The 17,148-nt window shown below is 64.0% G+C and carries 6 protein-coding genes; 2 read left to right on the forward strand and 4 right to left on the reverse strand.

What is annotated here, in order from left to right:
- Positions 1 to 45 precede the first annotated feature (45 nt).
- From QMG79_RS11680 to QMG79_RS11690, 3 genes are all read right to left on the reverse strand, one after another.
- Complete coding sequence (locus tag QMG79_RS11680) at positions 46 to 10,923, reverse strand: non-ribosomal peptide synthetase (protein WP_283538783.1); 10,878 nt, start codon at positions 10,921 to 10,923, stop codon at positions 46 to 48.
- A 162-nt stretch (positions 10,924 to 11,085) separates the two neighbouring features.
- Positions 11,086 to 11,409, reverse strand: coding sequence for a hypothetical protein (locus tag QMG79_RS11685; RefSeq protein ID WP_283538784.1), 324 nt, complete (start codon positions 11,407 to 11,409; stop codon positions 11,086 to 11,088).
- A 90-nt stretch (positions 11,410 to 11,499) separates the two neighbouring features.
- Positions 11,500 to 12,954, reverse strand: coding sequence for a PucR family transcriptional regulator (locus QMG79_RS11690; protein ID WP_283538785.1), 1,455 nt, complete (start codon positions 12,952 to 12,954; stop codon positions 11,500 to 11,502).
- A 157-nt stretch (positions 12,955 to 13,111) separates the two neighbouring features.
- On the opposite strand from QMG79_RS11690, the gene QMG79_RS11695 reads away from it, so the two are divergent.
- The gene (locus QMG79_RS11695) at positions 13,112 to 14,542 is read left to right on the forward strand and encodes a gamma-aminobutyraldehyde dehydrogenase (RefSeq protein ID WP_283538786.1); all 1,431 of its coding nucleotides are present in this window, start codon (positions 13,112 to 13,114) and stop codon (positions 14,540 to 14,542) included.
- A gap of 64 nt (positions 14,543 to 14,606) precedes the next feature.
- Positions 14,607 to 15,980, forward strand: coding sequence for a 4-aminobutyrate--2-oxoglutarate transaminase (gene gabT, locus QMG79_RS11700; RefSeq protein WP_283538787.1), 1,374 nt, complete (start codon positions 14,607 to 14,609; stop codon positions 15,978 to 15,980).
- Between the two features lie 18 nt (positions 15,981 to 15,998).
- Here the strand turns inward: gabT and rarD are convergent, their stop codons facing one another.
- Complete coding sequence (gene rarD / locus QMG79_RS11705) at positions 15,999 to 17,030, reverse strand: EamA family transporter RarD (protein WP_283538788.1); 1,032 nt, start codon at positions 17,028 to 17,030, stop codon at positions 15,999 to 16,001.
- Between the last annotated feature and the right edge of the window lie 118 nt (positions 17,031 to 17,148).

Here is a 17,148-nt window from a genome sequence, read left to right on the forward strand (position 1 = left end):
GTTGCTCTGGATTGTGGGCCCCCTCTGTTACCGGGGCGTTATAAGTCATTCGGACTCAGTGCCCAGTTGGATTGCCAGCGACGGCATTATTACCGGGAGAGCTATGTCACTGAGCATCTGCGAGTGCCTGTCCGGAACGTCAACCTCAGTGACTGTCCCCGAGACATAAGGTGCCCAGGACTCTGCTCCAGGGGTGCCTGCGGGGACTGCCTTGGTTGCTCGGAACAGCAGCAGGTCCCCGGCGAAAACAGCTGGTTCCTGGGTCCGAATGAGCCTGGCCAGTACCGGGAAGTTCTCCACCATCGCCTGCACGGAATCCAGCGGCACGGTGCCCAGCGGGTTGTGGTTTTCCCGCAGGATTTCCTGCGCGCGGACTGCATCCAGGGTTGCCGCCTCGGCAGCGTCCACCGAGTAACCCTGGGCATCCAGGTAGCTGGCCCACAGTGCGGCGCCGGTCCCGACGTCGTCGTTGTTTTCCTGTGTTCCGGGGAACGCATCCAGGATCGTCAGGGTGGCGACATCCTCGCCGAGTTCCTGCAGCCGGGTGGCCAGCCGGTGGACGAGGTGTCCGCCGAAGGACCAGCCCATGAGGTGGTAGGGCCCCGCCGGTTGAACGCTGCGGATTTGCTCGATGTACTGGTCCGCCAGTTCCGTCAGGGTCGTGGCGGTGATGGTGTGCGTGGCATTGGGTTCCATGCCAGGCATCTGCAGTCCAACCAGCGGCCGTTCAGGGTCCAGCGAGCCCAACATGGATGCGTAGCCCCAGCTGATGCCCGACGCTGGGTGGACGGCAAACAGGGGAGATTTCTTTCCCTTGCCGCGCAAGGTAAGTACCTGCCGGAGATCCGCGGCAGCGCTTTCATCAGCGCCCTGCGAGGCAACACGGAGTAGGTCTTCTACCGTAGGGGCACGGAAGAGGGACTGGACCTGCAGGGATGTGCCCAACGCGGTATTGATCTTTGCGATCAGGGGCTGCGCCAGGAACGAGTGCCCGCCCAGTTCAAAGAAGGATTCATCCACTCCTACCCGCTCCACCGACAGGACGTCGGCAAAGATGGCAGCCACTGTTTTCTCACGCGGGGACCGCGGAGGTTTGCCTGCAGCCCGGGGTGCGTCAGCCGCCGCCGGCAAGGCCTTGAGGTCTACCTTGCCGTGCGGGGTCAGGGGAATTTCTGCTAGAACCACGACGGCGGCCGGCACCATGTAGTCGGGCAGCATGGTCCGCAGGTGTGTCCGGACAGACTCGGCCAGCTCCGCAGCATGTCCCTCTTCGACTGCCGTGGAGGAGGCAGTATCTGTGGCATCAGGGACCACGTAGGCCAGCAGCCTGACATTGCCGTTCTTTTCTGTTACTGCCCGGACGACGGCGGACGCCACCCCCGGCGCGGACACGGCTGCCCGCTCAATCTCGCCAGGCTCAACGCGGAAGCCGCGGATCTTGAGCTGGTCATCATTGCGGCCCGCGAAGATCAGGCGGCCATCCTCATGGCGGGTCACCAGGTCCCCGGTCCGGTACATGCGCTCGCCGTTCGCGGCAAAAGGATCGGCGATGAACCGCTCCGCGGTCAGATCGGGCCTCCCGCGGTATCCGCGGGCCAGTTGGCGTCCGGCGATGTAGAGTTCACCGGCGGTGCCAGCCAGCACCGGACGGAGCCGGGAATCCAGGACGTGCAGGCGTGTACCGGACGTTGGCGCACCCAGCACAGGAGTGGTCGAGTCGCTCACGCGTGCCACAACAGTGTCCACTGCAGCTTCGGTGGGGCCATACATGTTCCAGGTGGTCACTGATGATTTTGCCGCGAGTAGTTCCCACAGCTCAGCGTCGAACGCTTCACCGCCGAGGGCGAGGCTGAAGCTTTCCTGGTGGGTATTTTCCGTGGTGTCTGCGCTCTGGATGGTGCCTGGTTCCACCGGGCGGCTGCTCTTCTTGCTGCCGCCAGCATTGTCTTTTGCCGCAACGCCATCAAGGATCCGCATAAACGCCGGTTCCTTGAGGAGTTGCCGAACGTAGCCGGGTGTTGTTTCCCAGGCCGTGATGGAGTGATCGGCAAAGTAGGTCGCCAATGCTGCGGCATCGCGCCGCGTGGAATCGTCGATCATGTGCAGGCAGTGCCCGGCAATCAACCACAGGGTGGGGTCCCAGGACGCATCGAAGCCAACTCCTGTGGTGTGGGCGACATTCCGGCGGATACCGGGGATGGTTGCTGAGGGATCAAACCCGGACAGGAGGGTCTCCCGGTGGGATGCGTAAAGAGCGGCCAGGGCGCCGTGGCTGATGTCGACACCCTTGGGCCTGCCCGTTGAACCGGACGTGAACATGACATAGGCGAGCTCCCGGTCTGCGGGCTGGCGATTGCGCAGCTCAGCCGCGACGTCAGTCCAGGCCATGGACTGTGAACTTCTGTGTCCGGTCTCGCCCGAGGGAGCCGAAACACCTGCCCGGGCCGCAGCAAGGAGGTCTTCGAGGAGCACAATCCGTGGAAGCGCGCTCTGAGCCGCCGCGCCTGCCGGGTCAGTAGCTTCCGGCTGCATTGTGGTGAGCAGCAGCTCCAGTCGGTCCTGCTGGGAGGCGGTGCTCAGGATGACCGGAGGCCGGGCATCCTCCAGGATGGCGATGATCCTGCTGTCCGGGTATTCGGTGTCGATCGGGTTGTAGACGCCAGCTCCGGCGATGACACCCAGCAGCGCCTGGACGGTCCCGCTGGAACGGGGCAGGAAGACCGAGACAACGTCTCCGTGACCCACTCCAGCATTGGCGAGCTCTACTGCAAGGCCCAGTGCGTCCTTCGCCAGTTCCCCGAAGGTGCGCTCCGCGCCGTCCGCGACAAGCGCCGTGGCTGCCGGCTGGGCGGCGACGGTGGCGGCAAAGGTGCTCAGGACGCCGTTATTGGCGGCTGTTGTCCCTTCTCCTGTGGTGCTGGAGGTTGAACCAGCAGTGCTTGCCGCGAGTGCCTCGGCCTCTGCCGGATCCACCATGACCAGGTCCGTGATGGGGGTGTCGGCGTTGGCCGTGCTGCGTTCCACGAAACGCACAAATGCGCTTATCAGCCGTTGGATGCTGGCTTCCTCAAACATCTCGCTGTTGTATTCGAGCGTCGCGGACAGCCCGGCTTGTGGCTCGGAGGCCCCAGCGGACGCCGCGGAACGTTCCACAGTGCCGGCAGGATCTTCCTGGACAGGAGCGGGACGGAACGTGAAGGAGAGGTCAAACTTGGCTTCGCCAGAGGCGGATTCGGGGACAGTCGTGACCTGGACGCCGGGCAGCTCCGGGATCGCGGAGACGGTGCTGTCCACTGTGAGCATTGTCTGGAACAGCGGGTGGCGGCCCAGCTCACGCTCTGGATTGAGGACCTCGACCAGGCGTTCGAAGGGCACATCGTCATGATCGAAGGCGGCTAAGATCGAGCCTCGGGCACGGCCCACCAGGGTCCGCAGCGTGGGATCGCCGGCGGCACTGATCCGCAACGGGAGGGTGTTGACAAAAAATCCCACCAGCTCGGTCAGGGCAGGATCGGTCCGCCCAGCCGTGGGTGAACCAATGACCAGGTCGTCGCCTGCACCGCTGCGGTGCAGGAAACCAGCCAGGACAGCGTGCAGGGTCATGAAGACACTGGCGTTGGCGGACGCAGCTACCTTCTGGAGGGATACCAGCGTCTCGGCGTCCAGCGTGAAGTGCTGCTGCCTGCCAGGCTGGCGGGCCTCACGTGGACGACGGTGGTCAGCAGGCAGCGCCATTTCCGCAGGAATTCCTGCGAGGGCTTCCTTCCAATGCTCAAGCTTGCTGCCGTGGGGGGCCGTGGACGCCCCAGCGGCATCACTGTCAGTGGAGCTGTCACCTGACCCCAGGGCCTGCTGCTGCCAGGTGCTGAAGTCCGCGTACTGCACGGCGAGGGGAGCCCTGTCGATCGCCTCGGCACCGGCCAGTGCCGCAGCGTAGGCCTCGGAGAGGTCGCGGGTCAGGGGGGCCAGGGATGCGCCATCGCTGGCAATGTGGTTGAGGACCAGGTGCAGAACCCAGGTGCCGGGTGTGTCGGTCCGACGGAGCAGGGTCGCGCGGAAGGGGAGTTCAGCGGTGAGGTCGAAACCGCGACCGGCACCGTCAGCGAGTTGCCGGGCTTCCTCCTCTGCCGAGCCCACAGGAATCACCCACATCAGCCCCGTGGCGTGCTGTGCCGGGGAGATCTGCTGGTGCGGGATTCCCGCCGTGGCGGGGTAGGTGGTTCGCAGGATCTCGTGCCTGGCCAGGAGGGCATCAATGGCGGCGGACATGGCGTCCTCGTCGAGCTTGCCGGTGAGCCGGGCTGCCAGGGAGATGTTGTACTCCGAGGATCCTGGTTCCAGTTGGTTCAGGAACCACATCCGCTGCTGCGCGAAGGACAGGACCAGCTGGTCCGGACGGGCCGCCGAGGCAGTGCCCATCCAGTCAGCCAGGGCTGGAATGTCGGATCCGACGATCGTGGCATGGGTCAATCCGGAGTGCGCTGTGGAAACCTCCTGGCCCGTGGCCTCGGTATCCTGGCCCGCTGGCGTGGTGACTGCCGTCAGCAGTGCCGCTGGCGTGGGGCTGTCAAAAAGGGCCCGCAGGGGAAGGGCTGTGCCAAACGACTTGCGGATCTTGCCCATGATGGTGATAGCCAGGAGTGAATGGCCGCCGAGCAGGAAAAAGTCGTCGTCCATGGTGACAGTGTCCAGGTCCAGGACTTCGCCAAAGATACCTGCCATGACGTGTTCTTCGGGCGTCGAGGGTGGCACGCCGTTACCTGCTGCCGTGGCTGCAGAGGGCGCGGGCAGGGCCCTGCGGTCCAGCTTTCCGTGCGAGGTCAGGGGCAGTGCAGGAATGCTCATGAACACTGCGGGCACCATATAGTCGGGCAGCTTTTCCGCAGCAGTCGTCCTCAGCTGCGCGGCATCAACGTCTCCCACAACGTAGGCGACGATCCGCTGGGCCGGATCTCCGTCAGGAATCGCCACCACGTGCTGGACCTGTGGATGGGCCGCCAGCGCAGCTTCGATTTCACCGAGTTCGATCCTGAAACCACGAACCTTGACCTGGTCATCAGTGCGGGAAAGGAACTCCAGCACTCCGTTGGAATCGCGCCGAACGAGGTCGCCTGTGCGGTACATGCGGCTGCCGTCCCCGGCGAAGGGGTTGGCCACAAAACGGCTGGCTGTTTCACCGGGGCGCTGATCGTAGCCGCGTGCCATGCCGGCGCCCGCCAAGTACAGTTCACCGGGCACGCCGGCCGGAACCGGTTGCAGGTAGGCATCCAGGACCATGGCAGCCGTGTTCCCTGCGGGGCGCCCGATGACGGGGCGGGACCCCACGATCGTGGCCATCACTGAATCAACAGTGAATTCGGTAGGGCCGTAGAAGTTCAGCGCCTGGACGGCTGGCTCTGCGGCAAGGCGCTGCCAGAGCTCGCCGGATACTGCTTCGCCGCCCAGCGCCAGGATCAGCGGCTCGGTACGGGCACGGCTCAGGAGTCCACACTCCAGAAGGGCAGCCGCGTAGGACGGAGTGGTTTCCAGCACATCAATACCGTTGTCCAGGCAGTACTGTGCCAGGGATTCGGCGTCGGAGCGCACAGCATCGGACACCAAGTGCAGCTCCGCACCGGCCACCATCCACAGCATGGGATCCCAGGATGCATCAAAGCCCAGGCCGGCAATGTGGGCCACCCGCACGCGTTCGTTGCCACCCGCCGCAAATCGGGGCGCAAAGAGCGTGGCGTGGTGGTGGGCGTAGAGGTTGGCCAGGGCGCCGTGGGTTACGGCCACGCCCTTGGGCCGGCCCGTGGAACCGGAGGTGTACAGCACGTAGGCAAGATCCTCGGGGGCCGGAACAGCCGCGGGCACACCGGGGAGCCACCCTCCCACGGGTGTCGGTCCACCGGCAGCCAGCACCTCGCTGACGGTGCGGGAACGTGCTGCCGTGATACCGGCGTCGTTTGTGATCACCAGCGCAGGCGCGCTGTCCCCAAGGATCATCCGGATGCGTTCGGCGGGGTAGGACAGATCGACGGGAACATAGACGGCGCCCGCGGCGAAAATGGCCAGCGCGGAAGCCACGACGTCGGCGGACCGGGGGAGGGCCACGGCAACCCTGTCGCCGGCGGTGATGTCAGCGGCGGCAAGGCCGGCAGCAAGGCCGGAAACACGATCATCCAGCTGGGCAAAGCTCAAGCTCGTGGCGTCGGCACCGGAGCCGGCCACCAGCGCTATCTGGCCGGCCCGGGCCCGGGCCGTGAGCGTAAATGCCTCGGGGATGGTGGCCCACGGCAGATCAAGCGCCGTCGGGGCGGCGTGTTCTAGCACGGCGTCACGTTCTGCCGCGTTGAGGACCTGCAGACGGTCCAGGGTGACCTTTGGATCTGCGGCAAACTGCTGCGCCACCAGGGTGAAACCGGCAGCAAGCTGGGCCACTGTGGCGGCTGTGAACAGCGCCGGGTTGTAGGCCAAAGAGCCCGTAATGCCTGTCCCCTCCCGCTCTGCCAGATCAAGCAACAGGTCAAACTTAGCTCCACCGGGGTCTCGCCCCAGGTCAGCTGAGACGTCAAGTCCTGCCATGGCAAGCTCAGCGTCAGGGGTGTTCTGCAACGTCAGCATCACCTGGAACAGTGGGTGCCTGTGCCGTGACCGGGCGGGATTGACCTCTTCGACGACCCGCTCAAAAGGCGCGTCCTGGTTACCGTAGGCATGCAGGTTGGTGTACCTGACGCTCTCGACAAGCTCGGCAGCTGTGGGGTTTCCGGAAGTATTCGTCCGCAGGACCAGCGTATTGACGAAAAAGCCAACCAGCTCATTGAGGCGGGTGTCCGTCCGGCCAGCCACAGGGGTCCCCAGCGGAATGTCCTCCCCGGCACCATTCTTCGTGAGCAGTGCGGCGAGCGCAGCCTGCAACACCATGAAGAGGCTTGCGTTGTGGGTGCGGGCCAGGGCATTAAGCCGCGCGGTTGTGGTGGCATCGAGCTCCAGAGGAATGGACGACGCCGGGGCGTCACCCTCGCGGGTGCCCCGTGCAAAGTCGAGGGGCAGTCGGAGTTCCTCGGGGGAGCCTTTGAGCTCCCGGCTCCAGAACTCCAGCTGCCTGGAGATGGGGCTTGCCGGGTCATCTTCGCTGCCCAGGGCCTGGCGCTGCCACAGCGTGTAATCCGCGTACTGGACGGGCAGCGCATCTGCGGCGGGGGTGGAACCTTCCAGCCGGGCCGTGTAGGCAGTGGAAAGGTCCCTGGCCAGCGGTGCAAGGGACCAGCCGTCAGCGGCCACATGGTGCAGTGTGATGGCCAGGACGTGGTGGTCGGGTGCCAGCTGGAACAGGACGGTGCGCAGCGGAAGTTCTGTGGTGATATCGAAGCCGCGTTCCGTCTCGGTGCGCAGGGCCCGGTCCAGGGAATCAGGGTCGCACTGCACAGCAAGGAAGTTGACTGGGGCATCGTGGGGGCTAAGGATGCTCTGGTGCGGTTCGCCGTCCAGCCAGGGGAAGACCGTGCGCAGGCTTTCGTGGCGGAGGACGACGTCGGACAGCGCCTCAGCGAGTGCGGTGACGTCCAGGGTGCCCTTGAGCGTCAGCACTACTGGAATGTTGTAGGCGCCGGATTCTTGGTCCATGCGGTTCAGGAACCACAGCCGGCGCTGGGCGAAAGAGAGCGGAATCGTTGCGGGCCGGGTTGTGACGCTCAGTTCCGGGACGGCAGAGCTGTCCGTCTCCAGTGCAGCCGCAAGTCCGGCCACCGTGGGTTCTTCGAAGATGGTCCGCAGTGCCGGAGCAGATCCGGTACGCTCGCGCAGCAGGGCCGCCAGCCGGGTAGCCAGCAGGGAGTGGCCGCCCAGCTCAAAGAAGTCATCGTCCACGCCTACGGCCTCCAGGCCCAGGATCTCGCGGAAACATTCGGCCACCAGGGTCTCTGCGTCGGTGCGCGGCGCAGTCATGGCGGTGTCCTGGACGGGAGCCGGAAGCGCACGTGCATCGAGCTTGCCGTTGGCAGTCAAGGGAATGGACCCAATGACGATGATGGCTGTGGGAACCATGTAATCAGGTAGGGTGCGGCGGGCCTGTGCCCGCAGCGCGGCAGTGTCTAGGTCCCCGCTTTCTGCAGCATCGGTGGACATGGTTGTGGTGGTGACGTAGGCGAGGAGCTGGTCGTAGCCTGCCCGGTTCTTGCTCACGGTGACAGCGGCCTGGTCAACGCCGTCCATGCCGCGCAGCACTGCCTCAATTTCCGCTGGCTCAATGCGGAAGCCGCGAATCTTGATCTGCTGGTCCATGCGGCCCAAGAATTGCAGTGTGCCATGCTCAAGACGGCGCACCACATCGCCTGTCCGGTACATGCGTGAGCCGTCCGTCGCGAAGGGGTCCGCCACGAACTTTTCGGAGCTCAGGCCCGGCTTGTCCAAGTAACCGCGCGCCAGGTTGACGCCTGCAACATAGAGTTCGCCAATCGCGTTGGTGGGCACCGGGTTGAGTCCGGAGTCGAGGATGTAGTGCCTGGTGTTTGCAACGGAATCGCCCAGTGTTACATCAGTGCCAGGGTCCATCACCGCGGTAAGGGAGTCCACTGTGGTTTCGGTGGGGCCATAGAAGTTGTAGGCCATGACGCCATCGTGGGTTGCCAGTTCACGCCAGGTGGCTGGATCAACCGCTTCGCCGCCAAGGGCAACAACAGTGGGGTGTACCTGCTGGTCGAAGAGGCCGTCAGCGAGGAGTGCTTTCGCAAAAGAGGGAGTTGTCTCAATGGAATCGATGCGCTCCGCTGCCAGGAATGAGCTCAGAGCCTCCGGGTCACGACGGGTCTGGTTGTCCACCATGTGGAGTTCGTGCCCCGCCAGCAGCCAGAGGATCGGATCCCACGAAGCATCAAAGGAAAGTCCTGCCGTATGCGCCACCCGCAGGTGCCGGCCCAGTGCGGCCTGTGCAGGATCAAAAATGCTCTCCCGGTGCGAGGTCAGCAGGTTGAGGAGGGCAAGGTGCTCAACGCCCACGCCCTTGGGCCGGCCGGTGGAACCGGACGTGAATATGACATAGGCCAGGTCCTGTTGGCCAGCAATCCTGGCCAGTGCGCTCTCTTCCTTGCCGTCCAGGCACGTGACCATCAGGGCTGAGTCCAGAACCGTCACAGGGACACTTGTCTGTGGTTGCTCCTCGGCGTCATCGTCCATCATGGCCGCGGTGGTGAGCAGCAGGACGGGGGCTGCGTCCTCCAGCATCCCTTCGACCCGGCCAGCCGGGTAGTCCGGATCCAGCGGGACGTACGCTGCGCCAGACTTCAGGATGCCCAGGATGGACACCGGTAGCAGGACACTGCGGTCAAGGCGGACGGCAACAGTGGTGCCCGGTTTCGCTCCCCGGCCACGGAGGAAACGGGCCAGCTGGTTGGAGCGAGCCTCCAGCTGGGCAAATGTCAGGGTCCCATCTGTGGCGACCACGGCTGTCCGGTCCGGCGCACTGGCAGCGACCTTCGCAAACTCCTCCGCCACCGTGTGGCCAGGAAGGTCCAGGGCCGGGGCGTCGCCAGCGGCCAGCAGTGACTTTTCTTCCGCGTCAGTGGTGACGGAAAGAGCTGCAGTCGGCTCAGCCGGATGGGTCAGCAACTCGCCAAGAAGCTGGACAAAACGATTCAGGTGTTGGTCCAGGCTGGGCTGCGTGTACAGCTCGGCGGCGGCCGCGAACTGGACTGTCACGGATCCCGAAGGGCCCTGGCCCATGCCATGGACAATGACCGACAGGTCATCGATGGGTCCCGTGGACAGGATGTTCATGGTGCCTGTGGCAGTCCCGAAGGTGATGTCTTCCAGGACCGGCAGGATGTTCACTGACGGACCCAGGTAGCCGCCCTGGCCACTCATGGATTCGTACCGGGCCCGTTGGTGGATCAGGGAGTTGCGCAGCTTCCCGCCCATTGCGGCGACCAGTTCCTGAACTGTTGCGCCAGGTGCCATATTCAGCCGGACCGGAACGATGTTGGAGAGCATGGAGGGGGTGGACTTCGCCAGCTTTCCGCGACGGGCAGTGACGGGCAGCGCAAGGGAGACGTTCTGCTCGCCAGTCATCCGGTGCAGATACAGGGACACGGCCGTCAGGATCAGGGCAGGGGCACTGCCCGGCGCTGATTCCAACGCCATCACCGCGCTCGCCGGCAACTCTACGGTGGATCGCAGCAGCGAGTTGGCCGTTCCTTCCGGCCGTCCGGCCAGTCCTGCTGGTGTGGCCGCGCCGTCGAGCTCCTTGGCCCAGTACGTGGCATCTGCCGTCGCTGCTGCTGAGTCCGCGTAGCTTTGGTCATCGGCGATCAGGTCGGTGAACTGGCCGAAATCGGGCAGTTCATGGGGGCTGCCAGTGCTGTCCGCGGCGGCCGCAGCCTCGTGGGCACCGTCATCGGCGGCTTCGGCCAGCAGCTCACCATACAGGGCCGCGACACGCCGGAGGACGAGCACTGCGGAGTACCCGTCGAGCAGCAGGTGGTGGACCCGCTGGTAGAAAAAGTGCCGGGTCGGTGAAAGACGGATGAGTTCCATGTGCAGCAGGTTGTTGTCCGAGACCGCCCGTGGCGCCGACATGTCCAAGTCCATCAGGTCGCGGGCGCTCCGCTCCCCGTCCATGCTGGATGCAGCTCCACCCAGGTCAGTGAACTGGACAGCTGCCGCAGCTGCCAGCGGATACTGGAAGGGGCCGTCCTGATCCTCGCCAAAGCCAACATTCAGCGCCGGAGTCTCGGCCACCGCACGGCTCACGGCCTCGCCCAGTATCTTCCCATTGAGGGGCCCGCTGATGTCGATGAACTGGCCAATCTGGTACATGGGGCTGGTGGGTGCCAGCTTCTGCGCATACCAGATTCCGCGCTGCGCAGTGCTCAGACTGATCCGGTCCGGGACGTGCGCTTCCGGAGTGTGGGGCTGGTCAGGTGAAGCGGGCAGGGGGGAGTTCATGGGCCTTCTCTTCGGATGGGGTCAGTCTCTACAGTCCTCGCGGAGGGGATGGGTACGCGGGGCATCTGCGGGTTCGCACGGCAGCGGCAGCCCTGAAAACAGGGCTGCCGCTGCGGTACGGTCAGCGGAAAAGGCCGCTGGGCCTGAAAAGTGCGTGCTGTGTTACTGGAACTGGCCAATCTGGAAAGGACCGAATCCGTCGACCAGGGGACCCTCGATCAAGGGTCCATTGACCACTCCGCCGTTGAGGATTCCGCCGTCCAGCAGCCCACCAAGGAGTCCGTTGAGGATGCCGCCGTTGGCAATTGAGGTGCTCGCCGGGGCGGTGATGCCCTGTGCCGCGGAAGGAGTGGTGGCAGCGTTCGCGGGGAGCGCGACGAAAGAGAGTGCGGAGGCTGCAATGGCTGTTCCCACGGCGATACGGGTTGTGGTCTTGGTGCGGTTCTTCACGGTTTCTTCTCCAGTTACGTAGCTGACAGTTTCCACGCACCAACTGCTTTCGGTGCCATGGGTCATTCGTCCCTGTGGGAGATACGGATGGGAATGGTGCGAAAAAAACTGCTGGACTGGCCACAATCAGGGGGAACCGCGATGCTGCGCATGGGGCCTGGCGGAGAGCCGCTGCACGGCCAGGGCCAACCAGAGCTGTACCCGATCCTGGGTCTGGGCTGGGTCATAGCCCGTCAGTTCGGTGATCTGGGCAAGCCGGTAACGGACAGTGTTCCGGTGCAGGGTCAGAGCCTCGGCCACCGCAGCGACAGAGCCATTGTTGGTGAGGTAGCTTTCCAGCGTGATCAGCAGCTCAGAGCCGTGCGCGGCATCAAAAGTCCGCAGCGGGTCCAGGGATTCGTTGGCCATGTCCGTCAATGGCACGTCCTCGCTTGCAAGCAGCAACGATGTCAGGCTCAACCGTTCGGGCTCATTGACCGGAAGTCCATGGCTGGCTGCATCACGGGCCTCAAAGTAGCTCCAGCGCAAGCCGTTGGGTTTGGTGTACGCCCCACCGATTCCAACGCTCGCGTGAATGCCGGCCTCAGCGAGGTGATCGCTGAAGTTGCGTGCCAGCGCGGGTGCTGACGCGCCGTCGTCGGACACCAGGATCACCAGGTCCTTCCCCACGACGGCGGCCACGGCACCATCGAGGGATTGCGGGACCGAAGCGCTGGCCAGTGCTTTGTGGTGGGCAGCTGAGACTGCCAGTAACGCCACATTGCGACGAGTGCTGTTGACGCCGATTCCGGCTAATCGCCGCTGCGCTTCGGCCTGCTCAAGGCTGCCGTGGAAGATGTCCTCCAGGACCTGGCCAGCGAGGGCCCGCTCCGATTGCCGCTGCCTGACCATGTTGTTCAACTCGACGCTGATCAGGTTCTGCGCGTACCCCACAATGCCGGAGTCCTCGAAAGGCAGCCGGATCCACAGCGTGCAGGCGTCCCGGCGTCCGGTAGGGATAGGGTACGAGGCCCAGGAGTCAGCCGATGGTGGCGTGCTGGCGGTGCTGAAAAGCTGGGCCGTGAACTGCGTCAGCGCCACATCCGTGCGAAGCATGCCACCCAGGTGCCTCAGGAGTTCACCGAGCCCACCGCCTGTCAGCAGGGCCCGTGCCAGGACCTGGTGGCCAGCAATCAGTCGTTCCAATTTGCCGTAGTGGTCAGCTGACTGGGCATCTGCCACGAGCTTGCTGATCGCGATGAACGGTGTTTCATAGGGCACTTCGACCACGGGAAGGCCCCAGCGGTTGGCTTCCGCCAGCAGTGCCGGTGGGACGGAATCGTGGCTGAGCCCAACGCCGAATCCAATGCCCACTGCGCCGGCCCGCTGGACCTGACGGACAAATCGCCGCTGCTCGGGGGCGCCGGTCAGACGCATTCCTGTTGTCAGGACCAATTCGCCGCCGTCGAGGAAACGCTGGGGGTCCTCCTGCTCGGCAACGGCAACCCACTTGATGTCGTGGTGCCACGTGCTTTCCGAGACCCCGGACTTTCGCAGCTTAAGCGTCGTCACCGCCACCAGGGCGGCCAGGGAAATAGCCATCAGGCAAGGATAAGCCCGGCTTGGTCAAGCGCACTAAAAAGTTTGCCGGCTGGTGTGCAGCTGGCTATTCCTTGCGGCTACGCGCTGGCATAGGCTGGCCGCAGTTGCACGTCCACGCCCGGCATGCCCGGGCCGCTACGGAAAGAGGTTGTACACAGTGGTTCAGACCTTGCAGAACTTCATCAATGGCCAGTTCGTGACCCCGGCTGGCACAGACACCCTGGAGATCGTCAACCCCGCTACCGGCGATGTTGTTGCCACGTCTCCCGTGTCGGTTGCCTCCGACGTTGACGATGCCATTAGTGCCGCCAAAGCCGCTTTCGCAACCTGGAAGAAGGCGACTCCCGGTGAGCGCCAACTGCTGCTCCTCAAGCTGGCGGACGCCGTCGAGTCACACAGCGATGAACTGGTAGAAGCCCAGCACCGCAACACCGGCCAGGTCAGGTCCCTGATCGCTGCCGAGGAAGTCGCTGTCGGTGCGGACCAGCTGAGATTCTTTGCCGGTGCAGCCCGCCTGATGGAAGGCAAATCTGCTGGCGAATACGTTGAGGGGCACACATCTTTCGTCCGGCGCGAACCGATTGGTGTAGTGGCCCAGGTGGCGCCCTGGAACTACCCTTTCCTGATGGCCATCTGGAAGATCGGACCGGCACTGGCGGCAGGGAACACGATTGTCCTCAAGCCCTCGGACACAACCCCTGAATCCACGCTTGTCCTGGCACGCCTGGCAGGGGAAATTTTCCCGGCCGGTGTCCTGAACGTTGTGCTGGGCACCGGCTCCACGGGATCGCTCATGGTGGAGCATCCCGTTCCCGGGCTTGTTTCCATCACTGGCTCGGTCCGGGCTGGGATTGCCGTCGCCTCCGGGGCGGCCAAGGGCCTCAAGCGGGCACACCTTGAACTGGGCGGAAAAGCTCCCGCGATCGTGTTCAAGGATGCCGACCTCAAGAAGACCGCTGCAGCGATTGCCGAGTTCTCCTTTTTCAACGCCGGCCAGGACTGCACGGCAATCACCCGCGTCCTGGTTGAAGATTCGGTCCACGACGAGGTGGTCGCGGCCATGGTGGAACACACCAAAACCCTGCATACCGGGTCGCAGGACGATACCGAGAACTATTTCGGTCCGTTGAACAACATCAACCACTTCAATGCGGTCACGGCTGTTGTGGATGCACTTCCTGAGCACTGCACCATTGCAACGGGTGGGCGCAAAGCTGGTGAAAAGGGCTTCTTCTTCGAGCCCACCATCATCACCGGAGCCCGGCAGAAAGACGATGTTGTCCAGCAGGAAACCTTCGGTCCGGTCATCACCGTGCAGAAGTTCTCTTCAGAGGCAGAGGCGCTTGAGCTCGCGAACGACGTTGAATATGCCTTGGCCTCCAGCGTGTGGACCACCGATCACGGCACGGCCATGCGGATGAGCCGGGACCTCGATTTTGGTGCCGTCTGGATCAACACCCACATCATCCTGACCGCTGAGATGCCCCACGGTGGCTTCAAGCACTCCGGCTACGGCAAGGACCTCTCCATGTACGGCGTCGAGGACTACACCCGCATCAAGCACGTCATGAGCGCGCTCGATTCCTGACTCACTCACGAGTCAACTCCCCATCACGCAACAGCAACAGCACGCACCGCAAAGGAAAAACACCATGACCGCCACAGCAGCTGAACTGTCTTACCGCCTGGAGCAGAAGCGTGCCATCCACGGCGTGTTCCCCGGGCCCAAATCCGAAGCGCTGACCCAGCGCCGCAAGGCAGTTGTCGCTGCCGGCGTCGCCTCCAGCGTTCCGGTGTATGTCGAGGACGCCGACGGCGGAATCGTCAGGGACGTCGATGGGAACTCCTTCATCGACCTGGGCGCCGGCATTGCCGTCACCAGCGTAGGTGCCTCCGATCCGGCCGTAGTTGCGGCCGTCCAGGAATCTGTCTCGCACTTCACCCATACATGTTTCATGGTGACCCCCTATGAGGGCTACGTCGCCGTCGCCGAGCAGCTTAACCGCCTGACACCGGGGGACCACGAGAAGCGCACAGTGCTCTTCAACTCCGGCGCGGAGGCAGTAGAGAACGCCGTCAAGGTGGCCCGCCTGGCCACGGGACGGGACGCCGTAGTGGCCTTCGACCACGCCTACCACGGCCGCACCAACCTGACCATGGCGCTCACTGCCAAGGCCATGCCCTACAAGACCAACTTTGGGCCTTTTGCGCCCGAGGTGTACCGCATGCCCATGAGCTACCCATACCGCGAGGAAAACCCCGAGATTACTGGCGCCGAGGCTGCCAAGCGGGTGATCACCATGATCGAGAAGCAGATTGGTGGCGACCAGGTTGCTGCCATCATCATCGAACCCATCCAGGGTGAGGGCGGCTTCATTGTGCCCGCAGACGGGTTCCTTCCCGCGCTTGCTGCGTGGGCCAAGGACAAGGGTGTTGTCCTTATTGCTGACGAGGTCCAGTCAGGTTTTTGCAGGACCGGCGAGTGGTTCGCGGTGAACCATGAAGGCGTTGTGCCGGACATCATCACCATGGCCAAGGGAATTGCAGGTGGCCTGCCACTTTCCGCGATCACCGGCCGTGCCGATCTCCTTGACGCAGTCCACCCCGGTGGACTCGGTGGCACCTACGGTGGCAACCCGGTGGCCTGTGCAGCTGCGCTGGCAGCCATCGGAACCATGGAAGAGCACAACCTCAATGGCAGGGCGCGGCATATCGAGGAGCTCGCCGTAGGGCATCTGCGTGACCTGCAGTCCGAGCTGGCCGGTCCCGATGGCTCTTCGGTGATTGGTGACATCCGTGGGCGCGGGGCCATGCTGGCCATTGAGCTGGTGCACGCGGGTAGTAAGGAACCCAATCCGGAGCTGACAAAGGCCGTTGCTGGCGCATGCCTCAAAGAGGGTGTCATCATCCTCACCTGCGGTACCTACGGCAACGTCATCCGCCTTCTGCCCCCGCTGGTTATCAGCGATGAACTCCTGGTCGACGGCCTGCAGGTCCTTGCCTCAGCGATCAAGGCACACGCCTGAGGGTTCTTTGATTGACGCCTAGGGGCGGGTCGGCTTCGGCTGGCCCGCCCTTTTTGTTGCCCTTTTCACGGCAGCGTTGCGTCGGGTTACAGCCAGCATGTCAACGGTGAGGACCACCAGCGCCAGCCAGACAATACCGAATCCGATCCATCGTTCGGCGGGCATGTCTTCCCGGAAGACCACCAGGGCCACAATGAACTGCAGGATGGGTGCAATGTACTGCAGCAGGCCGATCGTGGTCATGGGAAGCCTGCGTGCAGAGGCACCGAAGAGCAGCAGCGGAACCGCTGTGATGATGCCGGAGGCTGCCATGATCCAGAAGTGCCCGGTGCCGTTGGTGGTCAGCGTGGCAGTGCCGTTGACTGCCAGGACGATCATTGTCAGCCCGGCTAGGGGAGCCAAGACCACTGTCTCGACGCTGAGGCTGGTCAGTGCATCCACCTTGGGGCCCACGCGTTTTTTCACAAATCCGTAGAGGCCGAAGCTGAAGGCAAGGGTCAGCGCAATCCATGGGAGCTTGCCATAGGACACGGTAAGCACTCCCACCGCAACGAAGCCAATCACTACGGCCGACCATTGCAGGGGCCGGAGTTTCTCTTTGAGGACAAAGACACCCAGCAACACCGAAACCAGCGGATTGATGAAGTAGCCCAGGGCCGCCTCCACTGCTTGGCCAGTTGTGACACCGTACGTGTATGTCAGCCAGTTCACAGCGATCAGGCCTGCTGCCAGTGCCAGGGTTCCCAGCACAGAGCGGTCGCGGAAGGCCTTCGCCATGGCGCCCCATGAATGCGTGAGCGTCAGCAACCCGGCGCAGAAGATCAAGGACCAGACCACGCGGTTGGCCACAATCTCCACAGATCCGGCTGGCTGCAGGATAAAGAAGTAGAGCGGGAGCAGCCCCCATAGGCCGTAGGCCCCAATTCCAAAGCCCACCCCCGCTTTGGTGTCCTTGTCAACGGCCTTCAGTTCCGACGTCGTTCCTGCTGAACCGGATACGGCTACCGAGGGGGCATGGGCTTCTGAGGTGGAGCTGTCTGGGCTGGGCACGCCCCCTATAACGCTGTGGATGCCTACTGTATTCCGCGCGCGATCTACGCGCGGGCCACCTCGGGGCGGGGGAGCTGCGTGGGCTGGGCTGGTGCTGCGGGCACAGGCGAGGTCGGCC

The organism is Pseudarthrobacter sp. PS3-L1, assembly GCF_030063285.1.
Lineage (GTDB): Bacteria > Actinomycetota > Actinomycetes > Actinomycetales > Micrococcaceae > Arthrobacter.